At 59.1% G+C, this 21,740-nt stretch carries 19 protein-coding genes and 1 pseudogene; 9 read left to right on the forward strand and 11 right to left on the reverse strand.

The genetic code is table 11. The annotated features are described in order from the left end of the window. Nucleotides 1–14 precede the first annotated feature (14 nt). Complete coding sequence (locus tag ASE30_RS03050) at nucleotides 15–809, reverse strand: SDR family NAD(P)-dependent oxidoreductase (RefSeq protein WP_057282757.1); 795 nt, start codon at nucleotides 807–809, stop codon at nucleotides 15–17. A 91-nt stretch (nucleotides 810–900) separates the two neighbouring features. Between ASE30_RS03050 and ASE30_RS03055 the strand changes: the two genes are divergently transcribed. Continuing rightward, nucleotides 901–1,794, forward strand: a complete 894-nt coding sequence (locus ASE30_RS03055; RefSeq protein WP_057282758.1) for a LysR family transcriptional regulator — start codon at nucleotides 901–903, stop codon at nucleotides 1,792–1,794. Nucleotides 1,795–1,854: 60 nt separating this feature from the next. Here ASE30_RS03055 and ASE30_RS03060 read toward each other — a convergent pair whose 3' ends face one another. The 6 genes from ASE30_RS03060 to ASE30_RS03085 form a co-directional block, all read right to left on the reverse strand. Beyond that, the gene (locus tag ASE30_RS03060) at nucleotides 1,855–2,628 is read right to left on the reverse strand and encodes an HpcH/HpaI aldolase/citrate lyase family protein (RefSeq protein ID WP_057282759.1); all 774 of its coding nucleotides are present in this window, start codon (nucleotides 2,626–2,628) and stop codon (nucleotides 1,855–1,857) included. An 8-nt stretch (nucleotides 2,629–2,636) separates the two neighbouring features. Beyond that, nucleotides 2,637–3,419 (reverse strand): 2-oxo-hept-4-ene-1,7-dioate hydratase, encoded by a 783-nt coding sequence (gene hpaH / locus ASE30_RS03065; RefSeq protein WP_057282760.1) that lies wholly within the window; start codon nucleotides 3,417–3,419, stop codon nucleotides 2,637–2,639. Nucleotides 3,420–3,429: 10 nt separating this feature from the next. Continuing rightward, nucleotides 3,430–4,296 (reverse strand): fumarylacetoacetate hydrolase family protein, encoded by an 867-nt coding sequence (locus tag ASE30_RS03070; protein WP_057282761.1) that lies wholly within the window; start codon nucleotides 4,294–4,296, stop codon nucleotides 3,430–3,432. Continuing rightward, nucleotides 4,293–5,165, reverse strand: coding sequence for an amidohydrolase (locus ASE30_RS03075; protein WP_057282762.1), 873 nt, complete (start codon nucleotides 5,163–5,165; stop codon nucleotides 4,293–4,295). The genes ASE30_RS03070 and ASE30_RS03075 overlap by 4 nt, the downstream gene beginning before the upstream one ends. Nucleotides 5,166–5,176: 11 nt before the next feature. Beyond that, entirely contained in the window at nucleotides 5,177–5,557 is a 381-nt protein-coding gene (locus tag ASE30_RS03080) for a RidA family protein (protein WP_057282763.1), read from the reverse strand. Between the two features lie 86 nt (nucleotides 5,558–5,643). Further along, nucleotides 5,644–6,612 (reverse strand): tripartite tricarboxylate transporter substrate binding protein, encoded by a 969-nt coding sequence (locus ASE30_RS03085; RefSeq protein ID WP_057282764.1) that lies wholly within the window; start codon nucleotides 6,610–6,612, stop codon nucleotides 5,644–5,646. Nucleotides 6,613–6,854: 242 nt separating this feature from the next. Here ASE30_RS03085 and ASE30_RS03090 point away from each other — a divergent pair, with 242 nt between their 5' ends. From ASE30_RS03090 to ASE30_RS29355, 8 genes and pseudogenes are all read left to right on the forward strand, one after another. Further along, complete coding sequence (locus tag ASE30_RS03090; RefSeq protein WP_057282765.1) at nucleotides 6,855–7,487, forward strand: flavin reductase family protein; 633 nt, start codon at nucleotides 6,855–6,857, stop codon at nucleotides 7,485–7,487. After that, nucleotides 7,484–8,275 carry an IclR family transcriptional regulator gene (locus tag ASE30_RS03095; protein ID WP_057282766.1) on the forward strand — a complete coding sequence of 264 codons (792 nt, stop codon included), beginning with the start codon at nucleotides 7,484–7,486 and terminating at the stop codon, nucleotides 8,273–8,275. Before ASE30_RS03090 ends, ASE30_RS03095 begins: the two co-directional genes overlap by 4 nt. 84 nt (nucleotides 8,276–8,359) lie before the next feature. Further along, nucleotides 8,360–9,091, forward strand: coding sequence for a hypothetical protein (locus ASE30_RS03100; protein WP_057282767.1), 732 nt, complete (start codon nucleotides 8,360–8,362; stop codon nucleotides 9,089–9,091). Nucleotides 9,092–9,544: 453 nt separating this feature from the next. Beyond that, a complete protein-coding gene (locus ASE30_RS03105) occupies nucleotides 9,545–12,523 on the forward strand; it encodes an autotransporter outer membrane beta-barrel domain-containing protein (RefSeq protein ID WP_057282768.1) in 2,979 nt (992 codons plus the stop codon). 471 nt (nucleotides 12,524–12,994) lie between these two features. Continuing rightward, complete coding sequence (locus tag ASE30_RS03110; RefSeq protein WP_057282769.1) at nucleotides 12,995–14,635, forward strand: restriction endonuclease; 1,641 nt, start codon at nucleotides 12,995–12,997, stop codon at nucleotides 14,633–14,635. A gap of 158 nt (nucleotides 14,636–14,793) precedes the next feature. Next, complete coding sequence (locus ASE30_RS03115) at nucleotides 14,794–17,220, forward strand: AAA family ATPase (RefSeq protein WP_057282770.1); 2,427 nt, start codon at nucleotides 14,794–14,796, stop codon at nucleotides 17,218–17,220. A 398-nt stretch (nucleotides 17,221–17,618) separates the two neighbouring features. Next, nucleotides 17,619–18,560, forward strand: coding sequence for a toll/interleukin-1 receptor domain-containing protein (locus ASE30_RS03120; RefSeq protein WP_057282771.1), 942 nt, complete (start codon nucleotides 17,619–17,621; stop codon nucleotides 18,558–18,560). 23 nt (nucleotides 18,561–18,583) lie between these two features. Further along, a pseudogene (locus ASE30_RS29355) lies at nucleotides 18,584–18,786 on the forward strand (transposase); the annotation flags it as partial. 150 nt (nucleotides 18,787–18,936) lie between these two features. Here ASE30_RS29355 and ASE30_RS28330 read toward each other — a convergent pair. From ASE30_RS28330 to ASE30_RS03135, 4 genes are all read right to left on the reverse strand, one after another. Further along, nucleotides 18,937–19,500: a hypothetical protein gene (locus tag ASE30_RS28330; RefSeq protein ID WP_082601426.1), complete on the reverse strand. Its 564-nt coding sequence runs from the start codon at nucleotides 19,498–19,500 to the stop codon at nucleotides 18,937–18,939. Nucleotides 19,501–19,632: 132 nt separating this feature from the next. Further along, nucleotides 19,633–19,944 (reverse strand): hypothetical protein, encoded by a 312-nt coding sequence (locus ASE30_RS28335; RefSeq protein ID WP_082601427.1) that lies wholly within the window; start codon nucleotides 19,942–19,944, stop codon nucleotides 19,633–19,635. Between the two features lie 353 nt (nucleotides 19,945–20,297). Continuing rightward, nucleotides 20,298–21,146, reverse strand: coding sequence for an SAM-dependent methyltransferase (locus ASE30_RS03130; RefSeq protein ID WP_057282773.1), 849 nt, complete (start codon nucleotides 21,144–21,146; stop codon nucleotides 20,298–20,300). Nucleotides 21,147–21,288: 142 nt separating this feature from the next. Further along, a complete protein-coding gene (locus ASE30_RS03135) occupies nucleotides 21,289–21,564 on the reverse strand; it encodes a hypothetical protein (RefSeq protein ID WP_057282774.1) in 276 nt (91 codons plus the stop codon). Between the last annotated feature and the right edge of the window lie 176 nt (nucleotides 21,565–21,740).

Raw genomic sequence — 21,740 nt, forward strand, 5'->3', positions numbered from 1 at the left:
ATTTCCCCCAAGGCCTAAGGCGTGGACAGGGTGATGCCGCCGTCCACCACCAACTGCTGGCCGGTGATGTAGCGGCTCTCGTCGCTGGCCAGGAAGGCCACCGCATGCGCGACATCCCAGCTATCGCCCATGCGGCCAGTGGGCACCTGCTTGTGCCGATGGGCGACGAAGCCCTCGTAGTCGCCCTGGGCGTACTTCTGCGCCAGGCGCTGCACCAGCGGCGTAAACATCAGGCCGGGCACCACCGAGTTCAGACGCACGCCATCCTTTGCATAGATGACGGCGGTCGTCGCCGTCATCTGCATCAAGGCGGCTTTGGCGGCGGCATAACCCACCTGGGGTTTGCCCGCATACCTAAGCCCCGCGATGGATGAGATGTTGATGATCGAGCCGCCTCCCGCTGCTGTCATGAGCGGAATGACGTGCTTGCAGCAAAGAAAGGCAGAAGTCAGGTTCACCTGGATCTGATCGTTCCAGGTGTCTTCCGACATGCTGACTGGATCCCCCGGCTCGGACCTGCCGACATTGTTGACGAGGATATCGATGCGCCCATAGGCGGCGACACAGGCCTCCACCAGTTCGGCCACCTCGCGTGCATGCCGGACGTCGCATTGCCGCACCTGGATACGGCCGCCCTCGGCCTCGATCACGGCGGCGGACTGCCGCGCCGCGTCGATGTCGACATCACAGCCATATATCGATGCCCCCAGCCTTGCCAAGACCGCAGCCGTTGCCTTGCCATTGCCCCAACCGTCTCCCAGCGTGCCGCAACCCGTCACCAGCGCAATCTTTCCATCGAGGCGAAACATGTGAGCTCCAGATACCGTTCTGGAATCAAGGTTAGGCCGGCACCGCTTCAAGGTTAAGTTCCGATCCGCACTTTATTGATAGATAAAAAGAATGAATCTGACGACGAGACAACTGAAGATATTCGTGCTGTTGGCGCAAACCCTGAGCTTTCACAAGACGGCCGAAATGCTGAACATCACGCAGCCCACGCTGAGCAAGCTGCTGAAGGAAATCGAGGCGGCCATGGGCATCAAGCTGTTTGAGCGCAGCACGCGCATGGTGCGTCTGTCGCGCGAAGGGCAGGACATACTGGAAATCGCCCGCGGGGTAACGGCCCGGTATGACGAGGGCATGCTGGAACTGGACGAACGGCTGCGCGACCGCCACAACCGCGTCGCGGTCGCCGCATTGCCCACGCTGGCGGCATCACTGCTACCGCAGTTGGTCAGAAACCTCAGGCAGGCCGATCCGCATGCCCGCATCGACATCTACGACCCCATTGCCAGCGAGGCGTTGCAATTGCTGCGCGAACGCCGCGTCGATATCGCCGTCACCGCCATGGGCAACGACGGCTCGCCCGATCTGCGGTATCAGGAGCTGTTTACTGAACCCTTCGTGCTTTTTCATAGCCAACAGGCCAAGGTTGGAATCACGCATTGGATACCCGCCGAAATCAGCCAACTGCCTATCATCAGCATGCCATCCGGCACCAGCGTCCGCGTGTTGACCGAGCGCGCCTTCCAGAACGATGCGCAGCCCTTCAAGCCCCTGTATTCGCTGCGTGATCTCAATACCATCGCGCACTTCGTGCAAGGCAATTGCGGTATTGCCTTGCTTCCGGAATCGTCGCTGGACCAGGCGGTCCATCAGGGCGTCGCCAAGACCCGTTTGCCAGGGGCGCCGACGCGATCCGTGGGGATGTTTATTCGCCGGGAGTACCGCCCGTCTCGGCTTGCGCGGCTGGCTTTGGATGAGCTGCGCCGGCTGGGTAAGGATAGGCAGTAAGGGGGAAGTAGCGCATCTGTCAGCCAGCGGAGCAGCGCATGTGAAAACGGTGTACAGGCTTTACGGGGCTGCCGGAGCGAATCGCGCCGCGAGCTGATCGCAATGGCGTGCCAGGATCGCCGCATCCACCCCCACCGCCGTATACAGACTCCCCGCCGCCATATACCGCCGCGCCAGCGTCTCATCCGGCGTCAGCACGCCCGGCGCCTTGCCCGCCGCGCGCACCCGGCTGATCGCGCGTTCAACCTCCGCCACAACCTTCGGATGCTGCGGCTCGCCCGGATAGCCCAGGCTGGCCGCCAGATCCGCCGGTCCTATGAAAACGCCGTCCACGCCATCCACTGCGATGATGGCGTCCAGGTTCTCCAGCGCTTCGCCGGTCTCGGCTTGCACCAGCAGGCACAGTTCATCCTCGCAACGCCGCATGTAGTCGGCCACTCGGCCATAGCGCGTGGCGCGCATGGTGCCGCTGACACCCCGCACGCCGCGCGGCGCGTAGCGCATGCCGGCGACCGCGCTTTCGGCTTCGGCCGCATTCTGCACGTACGGCAGCAGCAGCGTCTGCGCGCCGATGTCCAGGTACTGCTTGATCTGCACCTTGTCGTTCCACGACGGGCGCACGACCGGATGGCTGCCGTAGGCGGCCGCGGCCTGTAGCTGCGCCATCACCGTCGGTAGCGTCACCGGCGTGTGCTCGGTGTCGAGCAGCAGCCAGTCAAAGCCGCTGGCCGCCACCAGTTCGGTGCTGTTCGGATGGCCCAGCGTGACCCACAGGCCGGTCTGGTGGCGCTGTTCGCGCAGCGCACGCTTGAACGTGTTGATCGGAAGTTCCATGTGGCGTCCTAGGAGAAATGCACCGAGATGCTGCCGAGCTTGCCGTAGTCGGCATGCAGGGTGTCGCCGCTTTTCACGGCGACGGTGCGGGTAAAGGAGCCTGCCAGCACGATCTGCCCCGCGTCCAGGCCCGTGTCGTGCTGGGCCAGCTTGTTGGCCAGCCACGCGATGCCCAGCGCCGGATGCCCCAGCACCGCGGCCGACACGCCGGATTCTTCGATCACGCCGTTCTTCAGAAGCAGGGCGCCCACCCAGCGCAGGTCGATGTCCAGCGGCCGCACGGGCCGGCCGCCCAGCACGATGCCGGCGCAGGCGGCGTTGTCGGCGATGTTGTCGACGATGCGGCGCGGATACTTGCTGCGCCCGTCGATCAATTCAAGTGCCGGCACCACGTAGTCGGTGGCGTCCAGCACGTCGAACAGGCTCACGTCGGGGCCACGCAGCGGCTTGCCCAGCACGAACGCCAGCTCCACCTCCACGCGCGGCACGATCAGCTTGGCGGTCGGGATGGTCTCGCCATCCTGATAGAACATCGTGTCCAGCAGGTGCCCGTAATCGGGCTCGTCGATGCCCACCGTGCTCTGCATCGCTTTGGACGTCAGCCCGATCTTGTGGCCTCGCAGCTTGGCGCCGGCGGCGAGCTTCTGGTCGATGATGCGTTTCTGGATCGCATAGGCGTCCGCGATTTCTATGCCCGGGAAGGCCTGGTCGAGCTGCGTGGTGGGCACGCCGCTGCGCTCCGCTTCCAGCAGCAGGCCCGCTGCGCGGGCGCGATCTTCTTCATTCAGCATGACGGGTTCCTTATGCGGACGCGGCCGCTTCGTCGGCCACGGGATTGGACAGAATGCCGATGCCGGCCACTTCCACTTCGACCACATCGCCGGGCTTCAGAAAGCGCGGCGGCGTGAAGCGCACGCCCGCGCCGATCGGCGTGCCGGTCGAGATCACGTCGCCGGGTTTCAGCGTGGTCCAGATGGAGATGTAGCGGATCAGTTCGGCAAACGGGAACATCAGGTTGTCGGTGGTGTCCTGCTGGCGCAGCTCGCCGTTCACGCGCGTGCTGACGGTAAGCGGCGCTGCCGGATCGAACTCGTCGGCCGTCACCATCCACGGCCCCATCGAACCGCTGGCGTCGAAATTCTTGCCCTGCGTCACGTTGAACTTGCCGTGGCGGATCCAGTCGCGCACCGTGCCCTCGTTCAGGCAGGTCAGGCCCGCGACGTGGCTCCACGCGTCTTCCGCGGCGATGCGGCGTGCGGCCTTGCCGATGATGATGGCGATCTCGCCCTCGTAGTCGAGCTGCTCCGACTCCGGCGGGCGCAGCAAGGGTTCGCCGTGCCCCACAAAGGATCCCGGAAAACGCGGGAACACGCTGGGATACGCCGGCGGCGCGCTGCCGTCCTGGTATTCCTCGTTGCGCTTGCCGTAGTTCACGCCCACGCAAATGATCTTCTCTGGCGCGAGAATTGGCGGCAGCAGCCGTACGTCGTGCAATCGGTGCGTGACCGGCAGCGTCTCGGCCAGGCGCGCCAGCGCGGGCAGGGCGTCTGCCTCCAGCGCCGCGCGCAGGCTGTCGTGGCCCTGGCCGTCCAGCGCCACGATCTCGTCCTGGCCGCGCAGGGCGCCGAAGCGCGCGCGGCCTTCATGGGTGTAGCTAAGCAGTTTCATTTGTCGAATCCAAACAGGCGGGCGGGGTTGTCGACCAAGATCTTCTTGAGCGTGGCGGCGTCACCGGCATAGCGCGCCAACTGGTCCAGCAGGTGGCCCTCGTTGGGCGTGGCCTTCACCGACACCGGATGCGGCCAATCGCTGCCCCACACCACGCGATCCGGGTTCGCGGCGATCAGCGCCTGGGCCAGCGGAATCACATCGTCCCAGGGCTCGCCCGCGCGCGACAGCTTCTCTGTCAGCGACAGCATCACCCAGAAATTGCCGCGGGCCAGCAGCGATTCCAGCTTGCGCCGCGTCGGATCGGCTGCGCCCGCGCCGGGATCGGCGCGGCCCATGTGATCCAGCAGCACCGGAATATCCAGCGCTTCAAACTGTTCCACCTGCGCCATCATGCCGTCGGGCTCCGGCTGGAACTTGGCGTACCAGCCCAACTCGCGGATGCGCGCGACGGCGCGGTCGAACACATCCGGCGCCATGCTGATGCCCAGCCCCTGGCGCGTAAAACGCGCGCCGCGTACACCGGCATCGTGCAGCTTCTGGATATAGGCGTCATCGCGCTCGGCCAACACGACGGCATTCGCACAGCCGCGATACGACGGGCCGGCGGCGGTCAGGCCATCCAGCACCACCTGGTGATCCGCACCGTAGGTGGTGGCCTGCACGATCACACCGCGCTCGATGCCCAGCAGCCGGTGCAGGCCCAGCGCGGTCTCGATGGTAGCGCTGGGCATCTCATACGCCGCGCCTGGACGCACCGGATAGCGGTCTGCCGGGCCAAACACATGGAACTGGCTATCGCAGGAACCGGCCGGCAAGCGGTAAGCCGGCGCCGTCGGATGGGAATGGAAAGGCTGGTATTGCGCCATCGTCTTGCTCCTCATCCGATCACGGCCACGAAATCGCACTCGATCAGCTTGTCGCCATCCAGATCCGCCTGCATGGTGTGGCGGGCCGGACGGTTCTGCGCTTCGGGAAAGGCTTGCAGCCACACCGCATTCAGCGCCGCGCGCTGGCTGCGGTCGCGCATCCACACCGTCATCTTGGCGACGTGGTCCAGCGTGCCGCCGCCCGCTTCCACGATGCGCCGCACATGGTCGAACATCAGCTCGCACTGGCGCTCCAGCGACGCGCCGTAAGCGCCCGTCGCCGGGTCCGTGCCCTGGATGCTGCCGGAATACAGCATGGGACCGATCCGGCAAGCGGCGGGAATGGGGTTCTTGTGGCTGAAGCCTTCGGCGTAGATGCTGCGTCTGCTCATGGCGGGTTCCGTGTCGGGTCGGGGTTTCAGGTCGAAATCAGGGAAGGGCGGGCCACGCCGATGCCGACGCGGCCCGCCAGGAAGTCTTAATTGGCCGTAATGCCGGCGCGCTTGATGATCGGCGTCCAGCGTGCGTCCTCGGCGGCCAGATAGCGCGTGAACTCCTCGGGCGAACTGCCGCGCGCCTCGGCGCCCAGTTCTTCAAAGCGCTTGATGATCGTCGGCTGCGCCAGGATCGTGCCCAGCGCCGCGCTCAACTTGCTCAGCACCTCAGGCGGTGTGCCCTTTGGGGCAAGCAAGCCGGTAAACGTCGCCGCCTCCATGCCCTGCACACCGGCCTCCGCGAACGTCGGCACATCCGGCATCGACGGCAAACGCTTGGCCGTCGTCACCGCCAGCGCCCGCAGCCGGCCCTCTTTCACGTAAGGCAGCGCCACCGAAATCTGGTCAAAGTTGAAATCCACCTGGCCGCCCAGCAGATCCGTCGTGGCCGGGGCATTGCCCTTGTACTGAGCCGTCGTCCAACGCGCGCCCGTCAGCGACTGCAGCAGCTCGCTCACCAGATGATTCGTCGTCCCCGCGCCCGGCGACGCCATGTTCAGCTTGCCCGGATCCTTCTTGGCCAGCGCCAACAGCTCCGCCAGATTCTTGGCCGGCAACTCCGGCCGCACCTGCAACACCAGCGGCGTATACGACACCGAACTGATCGGCGCAAAGTCTCGGTCCCACTTGTACGCGTCCCGCTTGAAAATCAGCGGCGAAAACAGCAGCGGGCCATTGGCGGCCATGAACAGCGTGTAGCCGTCGGGGTCGGAGCGCGCCACCTGCTCGCCGGCAATCATGCCGCCCGCGCCCGGCTTGTTTTCCACGATGAACGGCTGCCCCAGCGCCGCCTGCAAACCCGGCGCAATCAGCCGCGCCGCCACGTCCACATTCCCGCCGGGCGGGTAGGGCACAACGATCTTCACGGGCTTCTCGGGCCAGGCGGCATGCGCCATCGAGGTAAGGACGGTCAGCGCCACAGTGGCGCAGGCGCGGAGCGCGGTGCGGTTCATGGTCAGTCTCCTGTGCGTGTCATCGCGTTTTGTATGTTTGATGACACTCTAGGAATTTCGGCTTTTTCGGACAATGCGAATTTCGCGGAAAGTTCCGGATATTGGACTCTTTTTGAAGGACGCTCCGCGCACGGCTATGGGGCTGACGTCGCTACAGCGCAGAATTAAGCTTGGCGCCTATTGCGCGCGCGGCAATACGCTTAATCTGATGTTCAATATCCGGACTACCAAGCGAGACCCTCATGCACTTCCCCGCAAGCGACCTGAACCCCGAACAGACCTACCGCCTGATGAGCGGCATCATCGTTCCCCGGCCCATCGCCTGGATCAGCAGCGTCAACGCCCAGGGCAGCGTCAACCTGGCGCCTTTCAGCTGCTACACCTTCGTATCGAACCAGCCGCCCATGATCGGCGTCAACATCGGCAGAAAGGCCGGTGAGCGCAAAGACACCGGCCGCAACATCATCGCCAACGGCCACTTCGTCGTGAACATCGCCGACGAAACGCTGCTCGACCCGCTGCATGAAAGTGCCCAAGAGCATCCCCCCGAAATCAGCGAAGCCGAACTGCTGGGCCTGGAAGTCCTGCCCGGCGCCGCCATCGCCACCCCCCGCCTGGCCGCCGCGCCCATCAGCCTGGAATGCCGGCTACACAGCGTCACGCCTTTCGGAAACACCGGCGCCGAATTCTTCGTGGGCGAAGTTGTGATGTTCCACATCCGCGACGGCTTGATGCAGGACGGCAAGATCGACACCGGCCTGCTGCGCCCCATCTGCCGCATCGGCGGCCCCAACTACGCGTCGCTGGGCGCAATCGTCACCAAGCGCGGTATCGCGCAGACGGCGAAGTCCGTCATGAAACCGGAGGGTGTGTGAGCGATCCCGAGGATAAGAGCGCGTCAGGCGCGCAAACCGTGCGCCGAGCGCTGGCGTTGCTGCGGCTGATTGCCTGCGGTCAGGAGCGGGGAGTGCGGCTGGTGGATCTGGAGCGCATGTCCGGGCTTAACCGGCCGACCGTGCATCGCTTGCTCAAGACCTTGGTGCAGGAAGAGGCGGTCGAACAGGATCCGGAAACGCGAAGGTATCTGATCGGGCAGGAGATCACGCTGCTGGGGCTGGCGCGGACGCGACGCTTTCCGTTATTGACGCTGGCGGATCCGTATATGGCGGAATTGGCGGATCAGGTGGGGGATACGGTGTTTCTTAGTATCCGGCATGGGCATGATTCGATTTGTATTGGAAGGCGGACGGGGCGGCATCCGATACAGGTGTTGTCGATTGAGGTGGGGGTACGCAGGCCGCTTGGGGTGGGGGTGTCGGGGGTGGCGTTGTTGGCTAGCTTGGATGCCGAGGAGAGTGTGAGGTTGGTGCGGAGTAATGCGGCGAGGTTGGAGGTGTTGGGGGAGCGGGTCGAGGATGTGATTGCGCGGGTTGAGGTGGCGCGAAGGGAAAGGCTGGCGCATGCGCCGGCTGGGTTGATGCCGGGGACTAGTGCGGTGGCGGTGCCGATTATGTCCGCGGGTGGAGAGGCATTGGGAGCGATTACGGTTACCGCGATGGCGGAGAGGTTGGGGGTGGAACGGTTTGAAGTAGTTGTGGAAAGGATGAGGCAGGCGGCAGGAGGTATTGCGGGGAGGTATGAGCGGGTTTTTGATCGGGGCTGATTAATCCGTCAGCAAGTTCCAATTGAAGTCGTAGACTTAATTTCCTCTGTTCAACGCCGTTATCTCCCGAATAGGAGACGCGCGATGATTGATGAGATTTGGAATTTTTTTACTCGTCTGGGACAGTTGCTCGGCTATACGGGGCAAATGCCAAATTGGTTGGCAAATATAGCGTCCGTGATGCTCGCCCTTGCCATGGTCGTCCTGTTTTGCAAGCACCTGAATGTTGCGGGCCTGCTGGTTTGGAATCAAAAGCGGAAAGTCGAAGCTCGAGCGGTGCTTGAGGCCTTTTTGGCAAGAGAAAGCAGTGATACCCCTACCAGGCGAGCGATTAAAGAGCGTTTGGAAGCGCTGTATTTTTTGGGTGCCTACAGAATATACGCGGAACAGCCCTTGCGTGACGAACTGATTCAGCTGCATGAATCCGCAAAAGGACAGTTGTGTTGGGTTCATATTCGGCGCGCGTCGCAGCTCCTGAAAATCGAAAATGGGCGCTTGATGGTGCTGAACTGGTGGAAGTCGAGCCACGCTTTGACGATTCTGTGGGCTTGGGTCATGCAGTTGGTCTTTGGCATGATCACGGTCTATTGCGCCTTTGTATTCTTCAAAGCGAAACCTTTGTCGGCCGGCGACGGCGCCATATTGCTGTTTGGAATCGTATTAAGCGGGTGGATCACCTTGTTCGCCAACAGCGCACTTTGGCCCTTCGCGGACGCGAAAAGAATTCGGAAGCTCCTGCCCCTTACACGAGAGTCGGGTGAGCACCGCAAGAAAGATGCTTGCGAGCCAAGGAAGCCGCAAAAGAAAGGGAGTTGACGCTGCCGATGGTTCGGCCGAGTTAGCTGTATCGCGGGATGGAGCGAGCTCGGCGCCATTCCCACCTCTGAAGAGGCGCACACAAAGATTTCAATATGCAACCCGATTGTCCAGCGAAAGGATGATCCTGAACCATTTTTTTGCGACAACGGATGGTATCCGAATCTTCTAAATTCGGCAGATGGTTGGTATCTATCTGACTCAAATATGTAGAACTACCGACGATTCGCCCAGCCATAGTACGTATATCAGTCGTATGCCGTAGAACTATTCGCCAAATTAATCGCATGTTTCCCCATTTATTAATGGGGCCCCAATAAAAATCGTTATACATTCCCCACTTTTTTCCAGAGCTGACCCTTAATTCACGCCGGCCGCATTATTACTTACCGATACGTATTAAGCATATCGGTAACGCGTGAGAGGAAGCTCGATTAAATCCGGAGGAATGTTTTGGCATACGGCACAAAGAAATGGCTGACGGCGACGCTCGCCTTGAGCGCGTCCTACGGGGGTAGCGTTACGGCCGCGGACCTGACCATTGGATCGGGCAATACGCAGGTTTTTGACGGATCGGCCAACTTCCCAGGGGGAATCGACGTCAACGGCGGCACGGCAGTTATCGGCGGAAACGGCGGCGGGGCGGGCGTGACGATCGGTGGGAACGTCAACGCAATGTCGAACGGCACCGTCGCGGGCTTTGGTGCGATCAATGGCGATTTGAACGTGAGCGGAAATTCCCGAGTCGCGCCGGGATATTGGGTTGACACGCCGACTGGCGTTTCCAACGGCAATCTCGTCGTGAACCGCAATCTGTCGATCAACAACGGGATTTTCGATTTCGAGGCCGGTTATGCAGGCCTGCCTATCACGCAGCCGGGTACCGGCGACAACATCACTGTCGGCGGCGACGTTGCCCTCAATAACGCGACCTTGAACGTCAAGGTCAGCACGCTGGGCGCCAACGCCGGCTTCTATCGCATCATGTCCTACGGCGGCACGTTGAGCGGCAATGGCTTGTCGCTGGGCACGGTCTCCGGCGATTCCGTGCCTGCTGCAACCATCCAGACGCTGACCGGCGACAAGCACATCAACCTTGTCCTGGGCCCGAGCACGACCAATCTGTGGAATGGCAACGGCGTGGCGTCCGCCAGCCGCGCGGGCGGCGGCGACGGCACGTGGAGCGCGACGAGCGCGAACTGGAACAGCCCCACCAACGCTGCCGGCGCGCTGCCCGATGGCGGCTATGCGATCTTCACCGGCGCGGCGGGGACGGTGACCGTGGATGGCAGCGCCGGCCCCGTGCGCGTGTCGGGCCTGCAGTTCGCCACTGACCGGTATCGCTTGCAAGGCGCGCCCATTACGCTGGCCGGTACCGGCGGCAATCCCCCCGTGATCGTCGTCGGCGACGGCACGTATGCGGCAGGCAAGTTCGTCGAGATCATCGACAACCCGCTGCAAGGCACGCAGGGCTTCGTCAAGACGGGTGTTGGCTCGGTGATCCTGAACGCCGATAGCAGCAACCTTACCGGTCCCATCTTCATCGCCGACGGCGCACTGGAGATCAACGGCAAGCTGAACGGACCGGTCGATATCGGCCGCGAAGTGGTGCTGGCGGGTGTCGGGCAAGTGGGCAGCACGACGCTGTATCCCACCGCGGTGATTTCGCCGGGTAACGATGGCACGCCGATGGGAACGCTCACCGTCAACGGCAACCTCGACTTCGGTCAGGACACGATCTATCGCGTGCATGCCGATCCCACGAGCAGCCTCAGCGACCGCATCCACGTGACCGGCGTCGCGAAGCTCGATGGCACCGTCGCGCACGTGGGGCCCAACGGCAACTATGCGCCGCGCACGACCTACAACATCCTGACCGCGGACGGCGGCGTCCAGGGCCGCTTCACCGGCGTGTCCAGCGCGTATGCGTTCCTCACGCCCTCGCTCAGCTATGACGCGAAGAATGCGTTCATGACGCTCTCGCGCAATGACGTGCCTATCGGCAGCGTGGGCGACACAGACAATGAGAACAGCGTGGGCGGCGCGCTGGACCAGGAAGCTCCGCCTTCGAGCGGCAATGGTTCGGCGTCGACGGGCAATGGTTCGGGATCGACGGGCAACGGCTCGGCTTCGACCGGCAATGGCTCGGCATCGGCGGGCAACGACGCGGCTTCGTCCGGTAGTGGTTCGGCATCGACGGGCAATGGGACCGCATCAACCGGCAACGGCACCGCATCGACCGGCAACGGATCGACCACCACCGGCACCGGCTCCGCGCCCACCGGCACGAATCCCGTTGTACCCGGCGCCGACTCGTCCTTGGTTGCCAGCGGCAACGGCGCAGCCAAGACCACGGGCGCCAGCCAGGTGACGGCGGCGGTACTTTCCATGACGCCTGACCAAGCGCGTGCGGCCTTGAAGCAGCTTTCCGGCGAAGCGTACGCCAGTACCGGCAGCGTGCTGCAAGGGCAGGGCGACGCCGTGCGGACGCTGCCAATGTCGCACTTGCGCGGCAACCTCGACGCGCCCATGGCCGCCGGACGTCCGACTGCCCAACTGGGCGCACCGTCGTCCGATGCCCTGCCGCAAAGCGGCGCATCGCCCGTCTGGGCACAGGCGTTCGGCAACTGGAGCACCTTCGGCGGTGACGGCAACGCATCCACCGTGCACCAATCCGCGGGCGGTCTCTTTGTCGGCGGCGACGGCGCCGTGGGCAACGGCTGGCGCCTGGGCGGCGCGTTCGGCTATACCGGCAGCCACAACTCCGTCGCCGACGTGTCGTCGCGCATGAGCGTCGACAGCTACACGGCAACGGTCTTCGGCGGCAAGAACTTCGAAGCCGGCCCGGGGCAATTCCGCTTCACGGCGGGCGCGGCCTACACCTGGCACGAGATCGACGCCAAGCGCAATGTGGCGCTTGGCGGAGTGAACCAGCGCCTGGAGTCGTCCTATAACGCCTCGTCGACGCAAGTGTTCACCGAACTCGGCTACAAGCTTCCGCTGGGCGACGCCTACGCCCTCGAACCCTTTGCGGGCGTGGCCTGGAACCAGATCCGCACGCGCGACTTCCGGGAGTCGGGCGGCACCGCCGCCCTGCACGGCGAGGGCAGCACGGACGACGTGACCAGCACCACGCTGGGCCTGCGCGGCGCCATGCTGATCGGTTCCGACAGCGCGCCGGGCCGCCTGACCGCCACCTTGGGCTGGCGCCATGCGATGGGCGACGTGAAGCCGACGCAGAAGCTGGCTTTCGAAGGCGGCAGCACGTTCTCGGTGTCGGGCGTTCCGATTGCGCAAAATGCGGCAGTGCTGGGATTGGGCGCTGAAGTGGCGATCACGCGGAGTACGATGGCTGGCGTGGCGTATGACGCGCAGTTCGGCGGAGGGAACCGCCAGCAGGCGGGGATGTTTAGGTTGACGACGCGGTTCTAAGTGGGTCTGGCAAGGTTCGGAGCGTTGCCCTTCGGTGGGCATCGTTCCGGGCGTTGCTGCACCCGGCCTGCGCGGGGCAAAGGGCAAGCGGTATCTGGCCCTTTCCCGCGTCTCGTTGGGCTTCCCCCTTTGATTACCCCTGCTGGCGAAGGCGGGCTTTCCGCTTGCGCCAATTTTTCCATCGCGACTTCCAGGACGGCGCGCAGCGGCGATGCGCTCTGATGCCGCCCGGACAGTTCGATTGATTCCAATGAAAACTCGGTGCAGATTGGCGCCACACAGTGTGTGGCGACTGAACCAACTCGATTAAAGGAATCTATCGACAAAGTCCAGATCATCTAAACGGGCCGGTATTGAGCAGTAGGCCAATTAAAGTTCGGGTAATATTTGAAAACATTCGTCACGTACCCGTATGTTCACGATCATGGCGGCAAAGGCGATTCGATAACGCTTATAGCTAGTGAGGACTGCATGGCACGCCGTAATGGTTTCGGAGCGTTTATCAAGGCTGCGGCGAGAGTGGCGGCAGCTTCTCAGCGAGAAAGTCAGCGGGCCGCAAGAAGGCAACTGACCTATGCCAGACAAGTAGAACGAGAAGAGCACAGAGAAGCAGCGCAACATCACCGGGATCTGCGAAGGCTTGCTGCGCAGCAGGCTCGCGAAGATCGAGAAGCCGAGAAGGTTTTAAAGGCGCAGTACCTCCAGGACCGCCAAACTGAAGCCGACGACCTTAATGCGGAGTTGAATGAAAAAATAGAAGAGCTGCAAGACATCCTGGCGCATACGCTTCGCCACGATGACATCATCGACTTCGACAGCCTCCGACAATTTGACGTGTTCGCGCCCTTCGAGATTGCGGCGGAGCTTCACCCGAGCGATCCTCCATCATTGATCAACGTTCCCGCCCCAGCAGGCTTGAAAAAGTTGATTCCCGGTGCTAGCGGCAGGCATCAAGCCGCCGTAGAGAAAGCAAAGATCCAGAACCAGCAAAGGCTGGAGAGCTTTCGTTTGTTGGAAGAAGACAAGCAGGCGCAAGTCTCTATCCTGAAAGAACACTATCTACAGAAGAAAGCGCAGTACGACGCTGACGTGGCTCGTCGTAACGCGGAGGTAGACGAATTCCAAACGACATACCTGGCTCACGATGGCGACGCGGTCATCGCATACAACGAAATGGTGCTCATCCGATCCGAGTACCCGGAAACCGGTTTCCCCCAAGAGTTTCGCCTTGCCTATCGAGACGACGCGAAAGAGCTAGTGGTGGAATACGAGCTGCCACAGGTATCGGTGATCCCAACAGACTTGGAACACCGATACGTCAAGACTCGCGACCAAATCGACATCAAGCCTCGAAAGCCTGCTGACATCAAGCGGCTCTATCAAGACATTGTGGCGTCTATCGCGCTCCGGACACTGCACGAATTGTTTGAGGCCGATCAAGCTGATGCGTTGGCCCTCGTCACCTTCAATGGCATTGTTGATACTACGGATCCCGCAAGTGGAAGAGAGATTCGCGTGCCGGTCGTGTCGGTGAGGGTTGGTAAAACGGAATTTCAGTCGCTGCGGCTCGATCGTGTAGAGAAGATCGCATGTCTCCGGAACTTGGGTGCACAGGTCTCGAACAGACCTGATGAGTTGCAGGCAATCAAACCAATCGTTGAGTTCAACATGGTCGATAAGCGATTCATTGACCAGGGAGATGTGCTGAACGATCTGGAATCGCGGCCGAATCTATTGGATCTGACGCCGGGTGACTTTGAAGTGCTTGTGTCAAACCTGTTTAGCCAGATGGGGCTGGATACCAAACTAACCCGGGCATCTCGGGACGGTGGCGTGGACGCAGTCGCTTTTGATACTCGACCAATTTTGGGCGGCAAGGTCGTTATTCAGGCGAAGAGGTATAGGGATACCGTTGGCGTCAGTGCGGTACGAGATCTGTACGGGACGATGATGAACGAAGGGGCTACCAAGGGGATACTGGTTTGCACCAGTGGGTATGGTGTCGATGCTTACAAGTTTTCGCAGGATAAGCCGATTGAATTGATTGATGGTGGCGGGTTGTTGTATCTGCTTAGAGAGCATGCCGGGGTCGAAGCTAGGATTATGAATTAGCTATGCTTAATTCTTTTCCCCGCGGCGATAACTTCCGTTCGAAACAAGATGTCAGACTACGATTTCGCCGTGTGGAATTTGAAATTGCAGTCTTATACCTTTATTCAAGATACATTCTATGTTAGTACTTTGAACGTCACTGTAGAGGGGCGGAGCCGATGATTAGTCATATTGACATAGCAAACTTTGGTAGTTTCCAAGGTCTAGATTGGAAAAATTCCGTTAGAGACGACGGAAGAAACGTCAAGCTCTTCCATCGTTTGAATATCCTCTACGGACGCAACTACTCCGGCAAGACAACGCTCTCCCGCGTCTTCCGTTCGTTGGAGACTCGTAAGCTCCCGTTGAACTATGTGGGCTCGTCATTCACTGTGACAGGTGACAAGGGGGTGGCAACCCATTCTGACCTGGCCACTCACAACTACGACGTTCGGGTCTATAACCGCGACTTCGTAACCGACAATCTGAGCTTCCTCGTTAATCAGGAAATCGGTGGTGTCATCAAGACGTTCGCCATCGTCGGTGAGCATAATAAGGAACTTGACGAAGCTATTGCCGCCATTGAGACGAAACTTGGCAGCATTGAAGGAAAATCCGGACTGCACTTTGATTTGGAAGCTAAGAGGAAAGAGCGCGATCGCACTACGTCTAGCTATGGCACTACGGCAAGTGGTCTGGAGAGAAAGCTGCGTTCACATGCTGCGGAGAAAATAAAAAAGAACCGTGAGTATGGCTCCGCTGTCTACAACATTGACCACATCAAACGCGATATTGCCTCCATTAAGAACGCAGGTTTTGTCGCGCTGACCACCGAGGGGCAAGCAAGCAAACTTAACTTGCTCAGGCAGGAGGCCCTGCCGGAAATTACTGGCACCCTAAACATCACCCTCAAACTGGCGTCTCTAACGGCCACTGCCGAACCGCTGCTGTCCAAGACGATAGCCCCGACAAAGGCGATTGAAGAGTTGCTCAAAGACAGCGCCTTGCAGCTCTGGGTCAAGCAGGGCATGGGTCATCATCGGGAAAAACGGAGCACATGTGCTTTCTGCCGCCAGGATCTGCCGCACGATCTATGGCAGGTGCTTGATGAGCACTTCAGCAAAGAGTCAGGCGAGTTGGAAACGGCCTTGGACGCGGCTATCACATCAGTTGCGGAAGAGATGGGCACCATAGCGGGGCTCAACGCTTTCACAGGTGCACAGTTCTACGCTGACGAACGCATCGCGTTTGAAGCAAACAGTAAAGCGCTATCCGAGGCTCTGGCCGTCTATAAATCGGACTTGGAAACCCTTAAAAAATCGCTTGGAGCTCGGAAAGACAACCTGTTCCTGCATGTGTCTTTGAAGCCACCTTCGCATGACGTAAAGAAAATAGGGAAGCTTGTTGATGACATTAATGCGCTGATCGTCACGAGCAATGGCAAAACCGCCACCCTGGAAAGGGACAAGACCGCTGCCCGGGATGCACTTCGCCTAACTGACGTATCCGCATTTGCTGATGCAATCACCTACGACAAGGAACTTAACCGTATAGAAACCCTGAAGGCGGAGGCCGACACGGCAGCTACGGCCTACAACGATGCGGAGAAGGAGATTCGTGACGCCGAGGCAGAAATTCTGGCTTTCAGAGCAAAGCAGAAGGACGAGCGAAAGGGCGCAGAGCGGGTCAACTCCCTACTTAACAATTTTTTTGGCCATGACGGTATCAAGTTAGAAGCCCGTGACGGTACCGACGAGGCCACGGTCAAGTTTGAGATCACACGAGACGGGAAGGCTGCGTACAACCTTAGTGAAGGCGAGTGCAGTCTTATAGCATTTTGTTACTTTATGGCAAAGCTTGAAGAGCCGGAAAGTAAGGGCAAAGACTTGATCATCTACATTGATGATCCAATCTCAAGCTTAGACGGCAATCACATCTTCTTCATGTTCAGCTTAATTGAGAGCCTGATAGCTAAACCTATCAAGAACGCTGGCCAGTCAAACTCGTATCGCTACAAGCAACTCTTCATCTCCACCCATAACCTGGACTTCCTGAAATACCTTAAGCGGCTTTCCATTCCGACCAAGAAAATTACGGCCGGAGAAGGTAAAACCAGGAGTGTTAGCGATCATGAGCACTTCATGATTGAACGTAATGGGGCGTCAAGCAATATCCTGCTGATGCCGTCCTATCTCAAAGACTACATTACCGAATTTCACTATCTTTTCCACCAAATCTACAAGTGCAGAGATCAAGCTGCGGCTGTAGATAATCACGAGCCTTTCTTCGGATTTGGCAACAATCTGCGCAAATTTTTGGAAGCATTCCTGTTCTTTAAGTTTCCATATCACGACGATAAAAATGATGCCTTTGAACGAATAAAGAAATTTTTCGGCGAAGAAGAAGATGCTGCGGTTGCCCTCGTCAATCGTCTCAATAATGAGTTTTCTCACCTTGAAGCAGTCCCTGATCGGGGCTTCAAGCCGGTAGAAATTCCGGAAATCGCCAAGGTTGCAAAGTATGTTTTGGACAAAATTTATGCAGCTGACAATATACAGTACAACGCGTTGCTAAAGAGCATTGGCGAGCCTGAACGGGTGGACTAATGCGGCAATAAAATGCCAAGCTGCAGTTTCGTAGTTGGTGGTGCTTGGAATTGCAGTCTGCCGCCTTTATTCGCGTGCGATGAGTAGTCTGTCATGATACCGGCACGAAAGGCCGCTGCCGCTGCAAAGCCGACGTAAGCGGACGTCAACGCGATAGCCGGCTCCCGGAGAGAAGCGGACATTCTTGGGGGATCCGAAATGTCCAGCTCCGCGGGCCCCTATTGCCCACCGCCGGCTATCGGAATGGGTCTGGCCAGCCTATTTACTCGGGAAAATACCACTTCTACCGGGGGGGCTCTATCGTGGGAAATATAAATTCCGCCCGTTATCAAAGCTTTATCTTACTACTTTGTCAGAATAGATATATTTTTAAATGCTAACCCAACATCATTTTTTCCATGAAAACTAGCCTTTTTATCTCGTATGCTTGGACGTCGGATCCTCATCGTGCGTGGGTTAGGCTGCTAGTAAATCAATTTAGACTACTTGGTTATACAGTACAGATCGATGCGGCTGTAGAATATGGATCCAATCTAAACAGTTTCATGAGAGAACTGACAGCGGCCGATCACGTACTGCTAATTGCAGACGATAATTACGTTACCCGGGCCGACGAGATGCCCAATTCGGGTGTTGGTATCGAAAACCGTTGGATCAGAAGCGTATTCAAAGAAAAGCCAATCTCATGGCTTTCCGCTCTTTTCGTAAACAATCCTAAATATAGGTTGCCAGCTTGGTTAGTGGATGAAAATCCCAAGGGATTCGACTTCAATTCTTACGTGGACAGGAGCGACTTTCCCGGGGTTGATCAGATAGAAAGTCTTTGGCGGTGGGTGGAGGGATTGCCGGCTGACAAAGCGCATGCGCTCCCAGCTTCAGTGCTACTTGAACGCATTGCTCGCATTGAGCGAATTGATGCCATGCGTGATCCATCAAACTATGCTAACCCTGCGCTGGCAGATCGAGTGACCTTTCGCCACCGTGACCACAATGCGTACACATTGGGTCACGGGGAATACGAGTTCAAGTTAGCGTTCAGCGATCATGGTGACGATAGCGTTTATATATACAGAGACCATGGCCTCCACGCCGTTGGGCTTATCACCGCACGTGATTTCGATCGGCACACCGTTGATATATTTTTGAGACCCGGGAGAACCGAGAAACCGCGTGTGGGCCAAAGTGTCGTAGTGATGAACTCCTTTGGAGCTTTGTGCATCATCGAAATTGAAGGGGTGCAGCGTGAGACCAATGCGGCCAAATTCGTTCCGGGAGAGGTAACTTTTCGATATGAGATTCTGATTGACCTGCTCCCCGTGAATAGTACGAAATCGACGTAGAGTCCATTCTCAAAGGAATCGCAATGAAAAAAGCGATCGCGGAAGCTAAAATCATCGGCGTACTCAAGGAGGCCGATGGGGGGCCAAGCCTGCTGAACTGTGTCGCAAGCACGGGACGGCGTACTACAAATGGAATGCGAAGTTCGGCGGCATGACGGTGTCGGAGGCTCAGCGCCTAAAGGAGCTAGAGCAGGAGAACAACAAGCTCATGAAGCTGTTAGCCGAGTACCGACGTGTAGAGAAAATGAAGGCGCGCTGCCCGAATCTGGACAGTCTGTCAGATCAATTTTGCGAAAACTTGGGTTGGAAGTTTTGGCTGTTGGATCGAATTTCGGAAGGGTTTTTATAATACTTTGAGAGATAAAAGCGCGGACAGCTATGTGGAACTAGGGCGGTGAAACCTAGCCGAGGCTCTACCTGCCTCTAGTAGTGCTTGAAATGCCTCTCCAATAACCTGCTCCGTTTCTTGAATTTGAATGAGAACCAGCTTCAGGGCTTGTATTATCTCCTCCTCGTTGGCTGAGTCTGGAAGTTCTCCTAGAAACTGAGACATGCTTCTTAAGCGGTTAACTTGAGCAAATGCCGCAGCTAGTCGATTGCTAACGACTTCATTGAAAAGGTCTGCTTTGTCCAGGAACTGAGATGGAAATTCAAGGGTTATCAAAGAGGCCTTGAATGCCAATTCCTTTCGTCCTGTTTGATTGTCGAGTACTTTCAATAGGAAAGTAGTATCTTCGCCACCAGGGGGAACAACTAGGCTCCGGAATTTGGCAATCTCCAACTGGGCTGCACCTACCGGTACTGTCATGATCTGAGCGATAAGTCGTCTAGCCGCTCGTCGCTCCCGGCGTCTGCAGTATCGATCAACGAGCCAAATCCCCAAGGCGGTTAAGGCGGCAAAAGCAGTCCAATCTATTTTTGATCCTTCGCAGATCAGCATAGGTACTTCCATCGTGTTGGTTGGAAAGGGTCTTAGTCGACGCCCGCTTTGGGTTTGTCAGCCACCTGCTGTTGACGTATTACATGGCGCAGGCCGGCATCCTTGAGATCCCGGCCTGTGTGATGAAGCGTTTTAGTGGCTGGGTTTTGGTGTTGCTACGGACCTAAAGTTCAGCTGTGTCCCATCAAGTGCGGATCCGACAAGATCCGCGAGATGATCACACAGGCTCTCCACTCCACCTATCAAGTTAGAGACAACCCACGCATCCAGCGGTTGTGCGCCAGTGGCATCCGGTTCAGTAGCACTATTGCCCACAATTCGAGCAATCGCCCAAATCCCCTGGCAAGCCCGCTCCATCTTCCGCAAATCATTAAGGCGAACGGTGCCATGCTCCGGATCATCCGGCAAAGCCCAGCGGTCGTAGGTATTAGGGTGGTCATTCATCGCAGCCTCCTTTGTCGTCAGACCCGCTTCCCGCTGTCATTCGGGGTGGGCGGGCGCAAGGCCGGGTGACAGACCGGTGACAAAAGAAACCGGCGCACGCAAGCGTGCCCCAGCCAAGGCCCGCCCATAGCAGGGACGTGCTTCGGCCTACGGACGCAAAAATGCCGCTGTTGCAGCGGCTGTCCGCCTTTTGTCATTTCCGGCTGTCAATCCGGACGGTCATTGGTGTGACCGCAGCGCAAGTATAAGGCGTACAGCTTGGGAGGTAGCAATGACGCGTAGTGGCAATTTCGTCTCTGTCGAGACGATAACGCACAAAACATAAAGGGCCGCGAACGGCCCTTTATCTGCGGCTATGCCACCTGCGGCACAAAAAACCGCTCCCTCAATTCCTGCAACCCAATTCGATCCAACATCTCCGTCAACCGTTCCGCAGGCTTCCTCGTCGGCAGATTTTTATACTGCGCGATGATCAGCTCATTCTTCATCGAATGCTCCCACCCGACCAGCTCAGTGACACTGATCTGATACCCATGCGCCTCAAGCTGCAGACACCGCAGCACATTCGTAATCTGGCTCCCAAACTCCCGCGTATGCAGCGGATGCCGCCAAATCTCCGCCAGCGGATCAGCCAGAGCCTTTGCCTTATTCTTCCTCAGCACCGAAGCCACCTCAGCCTGGCAGCAAGGCACCACCACGATGTACTTGGCCCTCTTCTCCAACGCAAAATGAATCGCGTCGTCGGTGGCGGTATTGCAGGCGTGCAGGGCAGTCACGACATCGATGGACTCAGGCAGTTTGTCCGAGGTAATGGACTCAGCCACCGACAGGTTCAGAAACGACATGCCGTCAAACCCCAGGCGCTTGGCCAGTTCCTCTGACGACTTCACCAGTTCTTCTCGGGTCTCAATCCCATAGATATGCGACCCATTCTTCAGCGCCTCCGGCTGTTCCTTGAAGAACAGGTCATACAGAATGAAGCCCAGATACGACTTCCCCGCGCCGTGGTCGGCGAGGGTAACAGCGCCGCGTTGTTCCTGAACGTCCTTAAGCAACGGCTCGATGAACTGAAACAGGTGATAAACCTGCTTCAGCTTACGGCGGCTGTCCTGGTTCATCTTGCCGTCGCGGGTCAGGATGTGCAGGGCCTTGAGCAGTTCTATTGACTGGCCGGGGCGGATGTCGTGGGTTTTTTCGGACATGGGGAAGGCAATGCGCCCCGCTAATAGGGGCGGGGCGCAGGGGAAGGCGGAAAGTGGCAGTTTAACTCTTCCCCGCGGAAGGGCAGTCCCGGCGGCGGGTGTCGGACGCGTAAGGAGTGGGACCGGATGCGCCGTGGCGGCGCTATGGCGTGCCGCCGTATTCCTGTTCGCTGCGCGCAGCGCCTGGGCATTGCGCGTCTAGCGATGCGCGGTAGGCGACGCAGCCTCGCATGAACTGAGGCCAGGCGGGCACGATGGGCGGTTTGCCTGCTTGCTCGGGCAGCAGATCCCATAGCTGAGGGTGGTGCCAACAGAGGTCGTGGCCGGTGGCGTCGCGGTGGGCGCGCACGCCAGCGCGCAGTTTCTTGACTTCGCTGATGAGCTGCTCGCGCGTCATGGCATCAAGGTCATGGTCCATGGCTGGGCTCCGTGTCTTGTTCGCGGGGGGGGCTGCCGTGGCGGGCCGAAAGAGGGAGGCGCGGAGGGCGGCAGGGTGGCGGGCGGCGAGGTGGCCGCCGAGGCCAGTGTACGGCGATGCTTGCGGTGTCAGGAACACCCGCTGTGCCTGGTCAGGGACGGTGTCCGACACCCGCG

Origin of the sequence: Achromobacter sp. Root83 (assembly GCF_001428845.1) — a bacterium.
Taxonomy (GTDB): Bacteria; Pseudomonadota; Gammaproteobacteria; order Burkholderiales; family Burkholderiaceae_B; genus Achromobacter.

Bases quoted from the DNA above. Each gene is read 5' to 3' on its own strand.
- ASE30_RS03050 (WP_057282757.1), bottom strand. From the start codon at position 809: ATGTTTCGCCTCGATGGAAAGATTGCGCTGGTGACGGGTTGCGGCACG.
- ASE30_RS03055 (WP_057282758.1), top strand. From the start codon at position 901: ATGAATCTGACGACGAGACAACTGAAGATATTCGTGCTGTTGGCGCAA.
- ASE30_RS03060 (WP_057282759.1), bottom strand. From the start codon at position 2,628: ATGGAACTTCCGATCAACACGTTCAAGCGTGCGCTGCGCGAACAGCGC.
- hpaH (WP_057282760.1), bottom strand. From the start codon at position 3,419: ATGCTGAATGAAGAAGATCGCGCCCGCGCAGCGGGCCTGCTGCTGGAA.
- ASE30_RS03070 (WP_057282761.1), bottom strand. From the start codon at position 4,296: ATGAAACTGCTTAGCTACACCCATGAAGGCCGCGCGCGCTTCGGCGCC.
- ASE30_RS03075 (WP_057282762.1), bottom strand. From the start codon at position 5,165: ATGGCGCAATACCAGCCTTTCCATTCCCATCCGACGGCGCCGGCTTAC.
- ASE30_RS03080 (WP_057282763.1), bottom strand. From the start codon at position 5,557: ATGAGCAGACGCAGCATCTACGCCGAAGGCTTCAGCCACAAGAACCCC.
- ASE30_RS03085 (WP_057282764.1), bottom strand. From the start codon at position 6,612: ATGAACCGCACCGCGCTCCGCGCCTGCGCCACTGTGGCGCTGACCGTC.
- ASE30_RS03090 (WP_057282765.1), top strand. From the start codon at position 6,855: ATGCACTTCCCCGCAAGCGACCTGAACCCCGAACAGACCTACCGCCTG.
- ASE30_RS03100 (WP_057282767.1), top strand. From the start codon at position 8,360: ATGATTGATGAGATTTGGAATTTTTTTACTCGTCTGGGACAGTTGCTC.
- ASE30_RS03110 (WP_057282769.1), top strand. From the start codon at position 12,995: ATGGCACGCCGTAATGGTTTCGGAGCGTTTATCAAGGCTGCGGCGAGA.
- ASE30_RS03115 (WP_057282770.1), top strand. From the start codon at position 14,794: ATGATTAGTCATATTGACATAGCAAACTTTGGTAGTTTCCAAGGTCTA.
- ASE30_RS03120 (WP_057282771.1), top strand. From the start codon at position 17,619: ATGAAAACTAGCCTTTTTATCTCGTATGCTTGGACGTCGGATCCTCAT.
- ASE30_RS28330 (WP_082601426.1), bottom strand. From the start codon at position 19,500: ATGCTGATCTGCGAAGGATCAAAAATAGATTGGACTGCTTTTGCCGCC.
- ASE30_RS28335 (WP_082601427.1), bottom strand. From the start codon at position 19,944: ATGAATGACCACCCTAATACCTACGACCGCTGGGCTTTGCCGGATGAT.
- ASE30_RS03130 (WP_057282773.1), bottom strand. From the start codon at position 21,146: ATGTCCGAAAAAACCCACGACATCCGCCCCGGCCAGTCAATAGAACTG.
- ASE30_RS03135 (WP_057282774.1), bottom strand. From the start codon at position 21,564: ATGGACCATGACCTTGATGCCATGACGCGCGAGCAGCTCATCAGCGAA.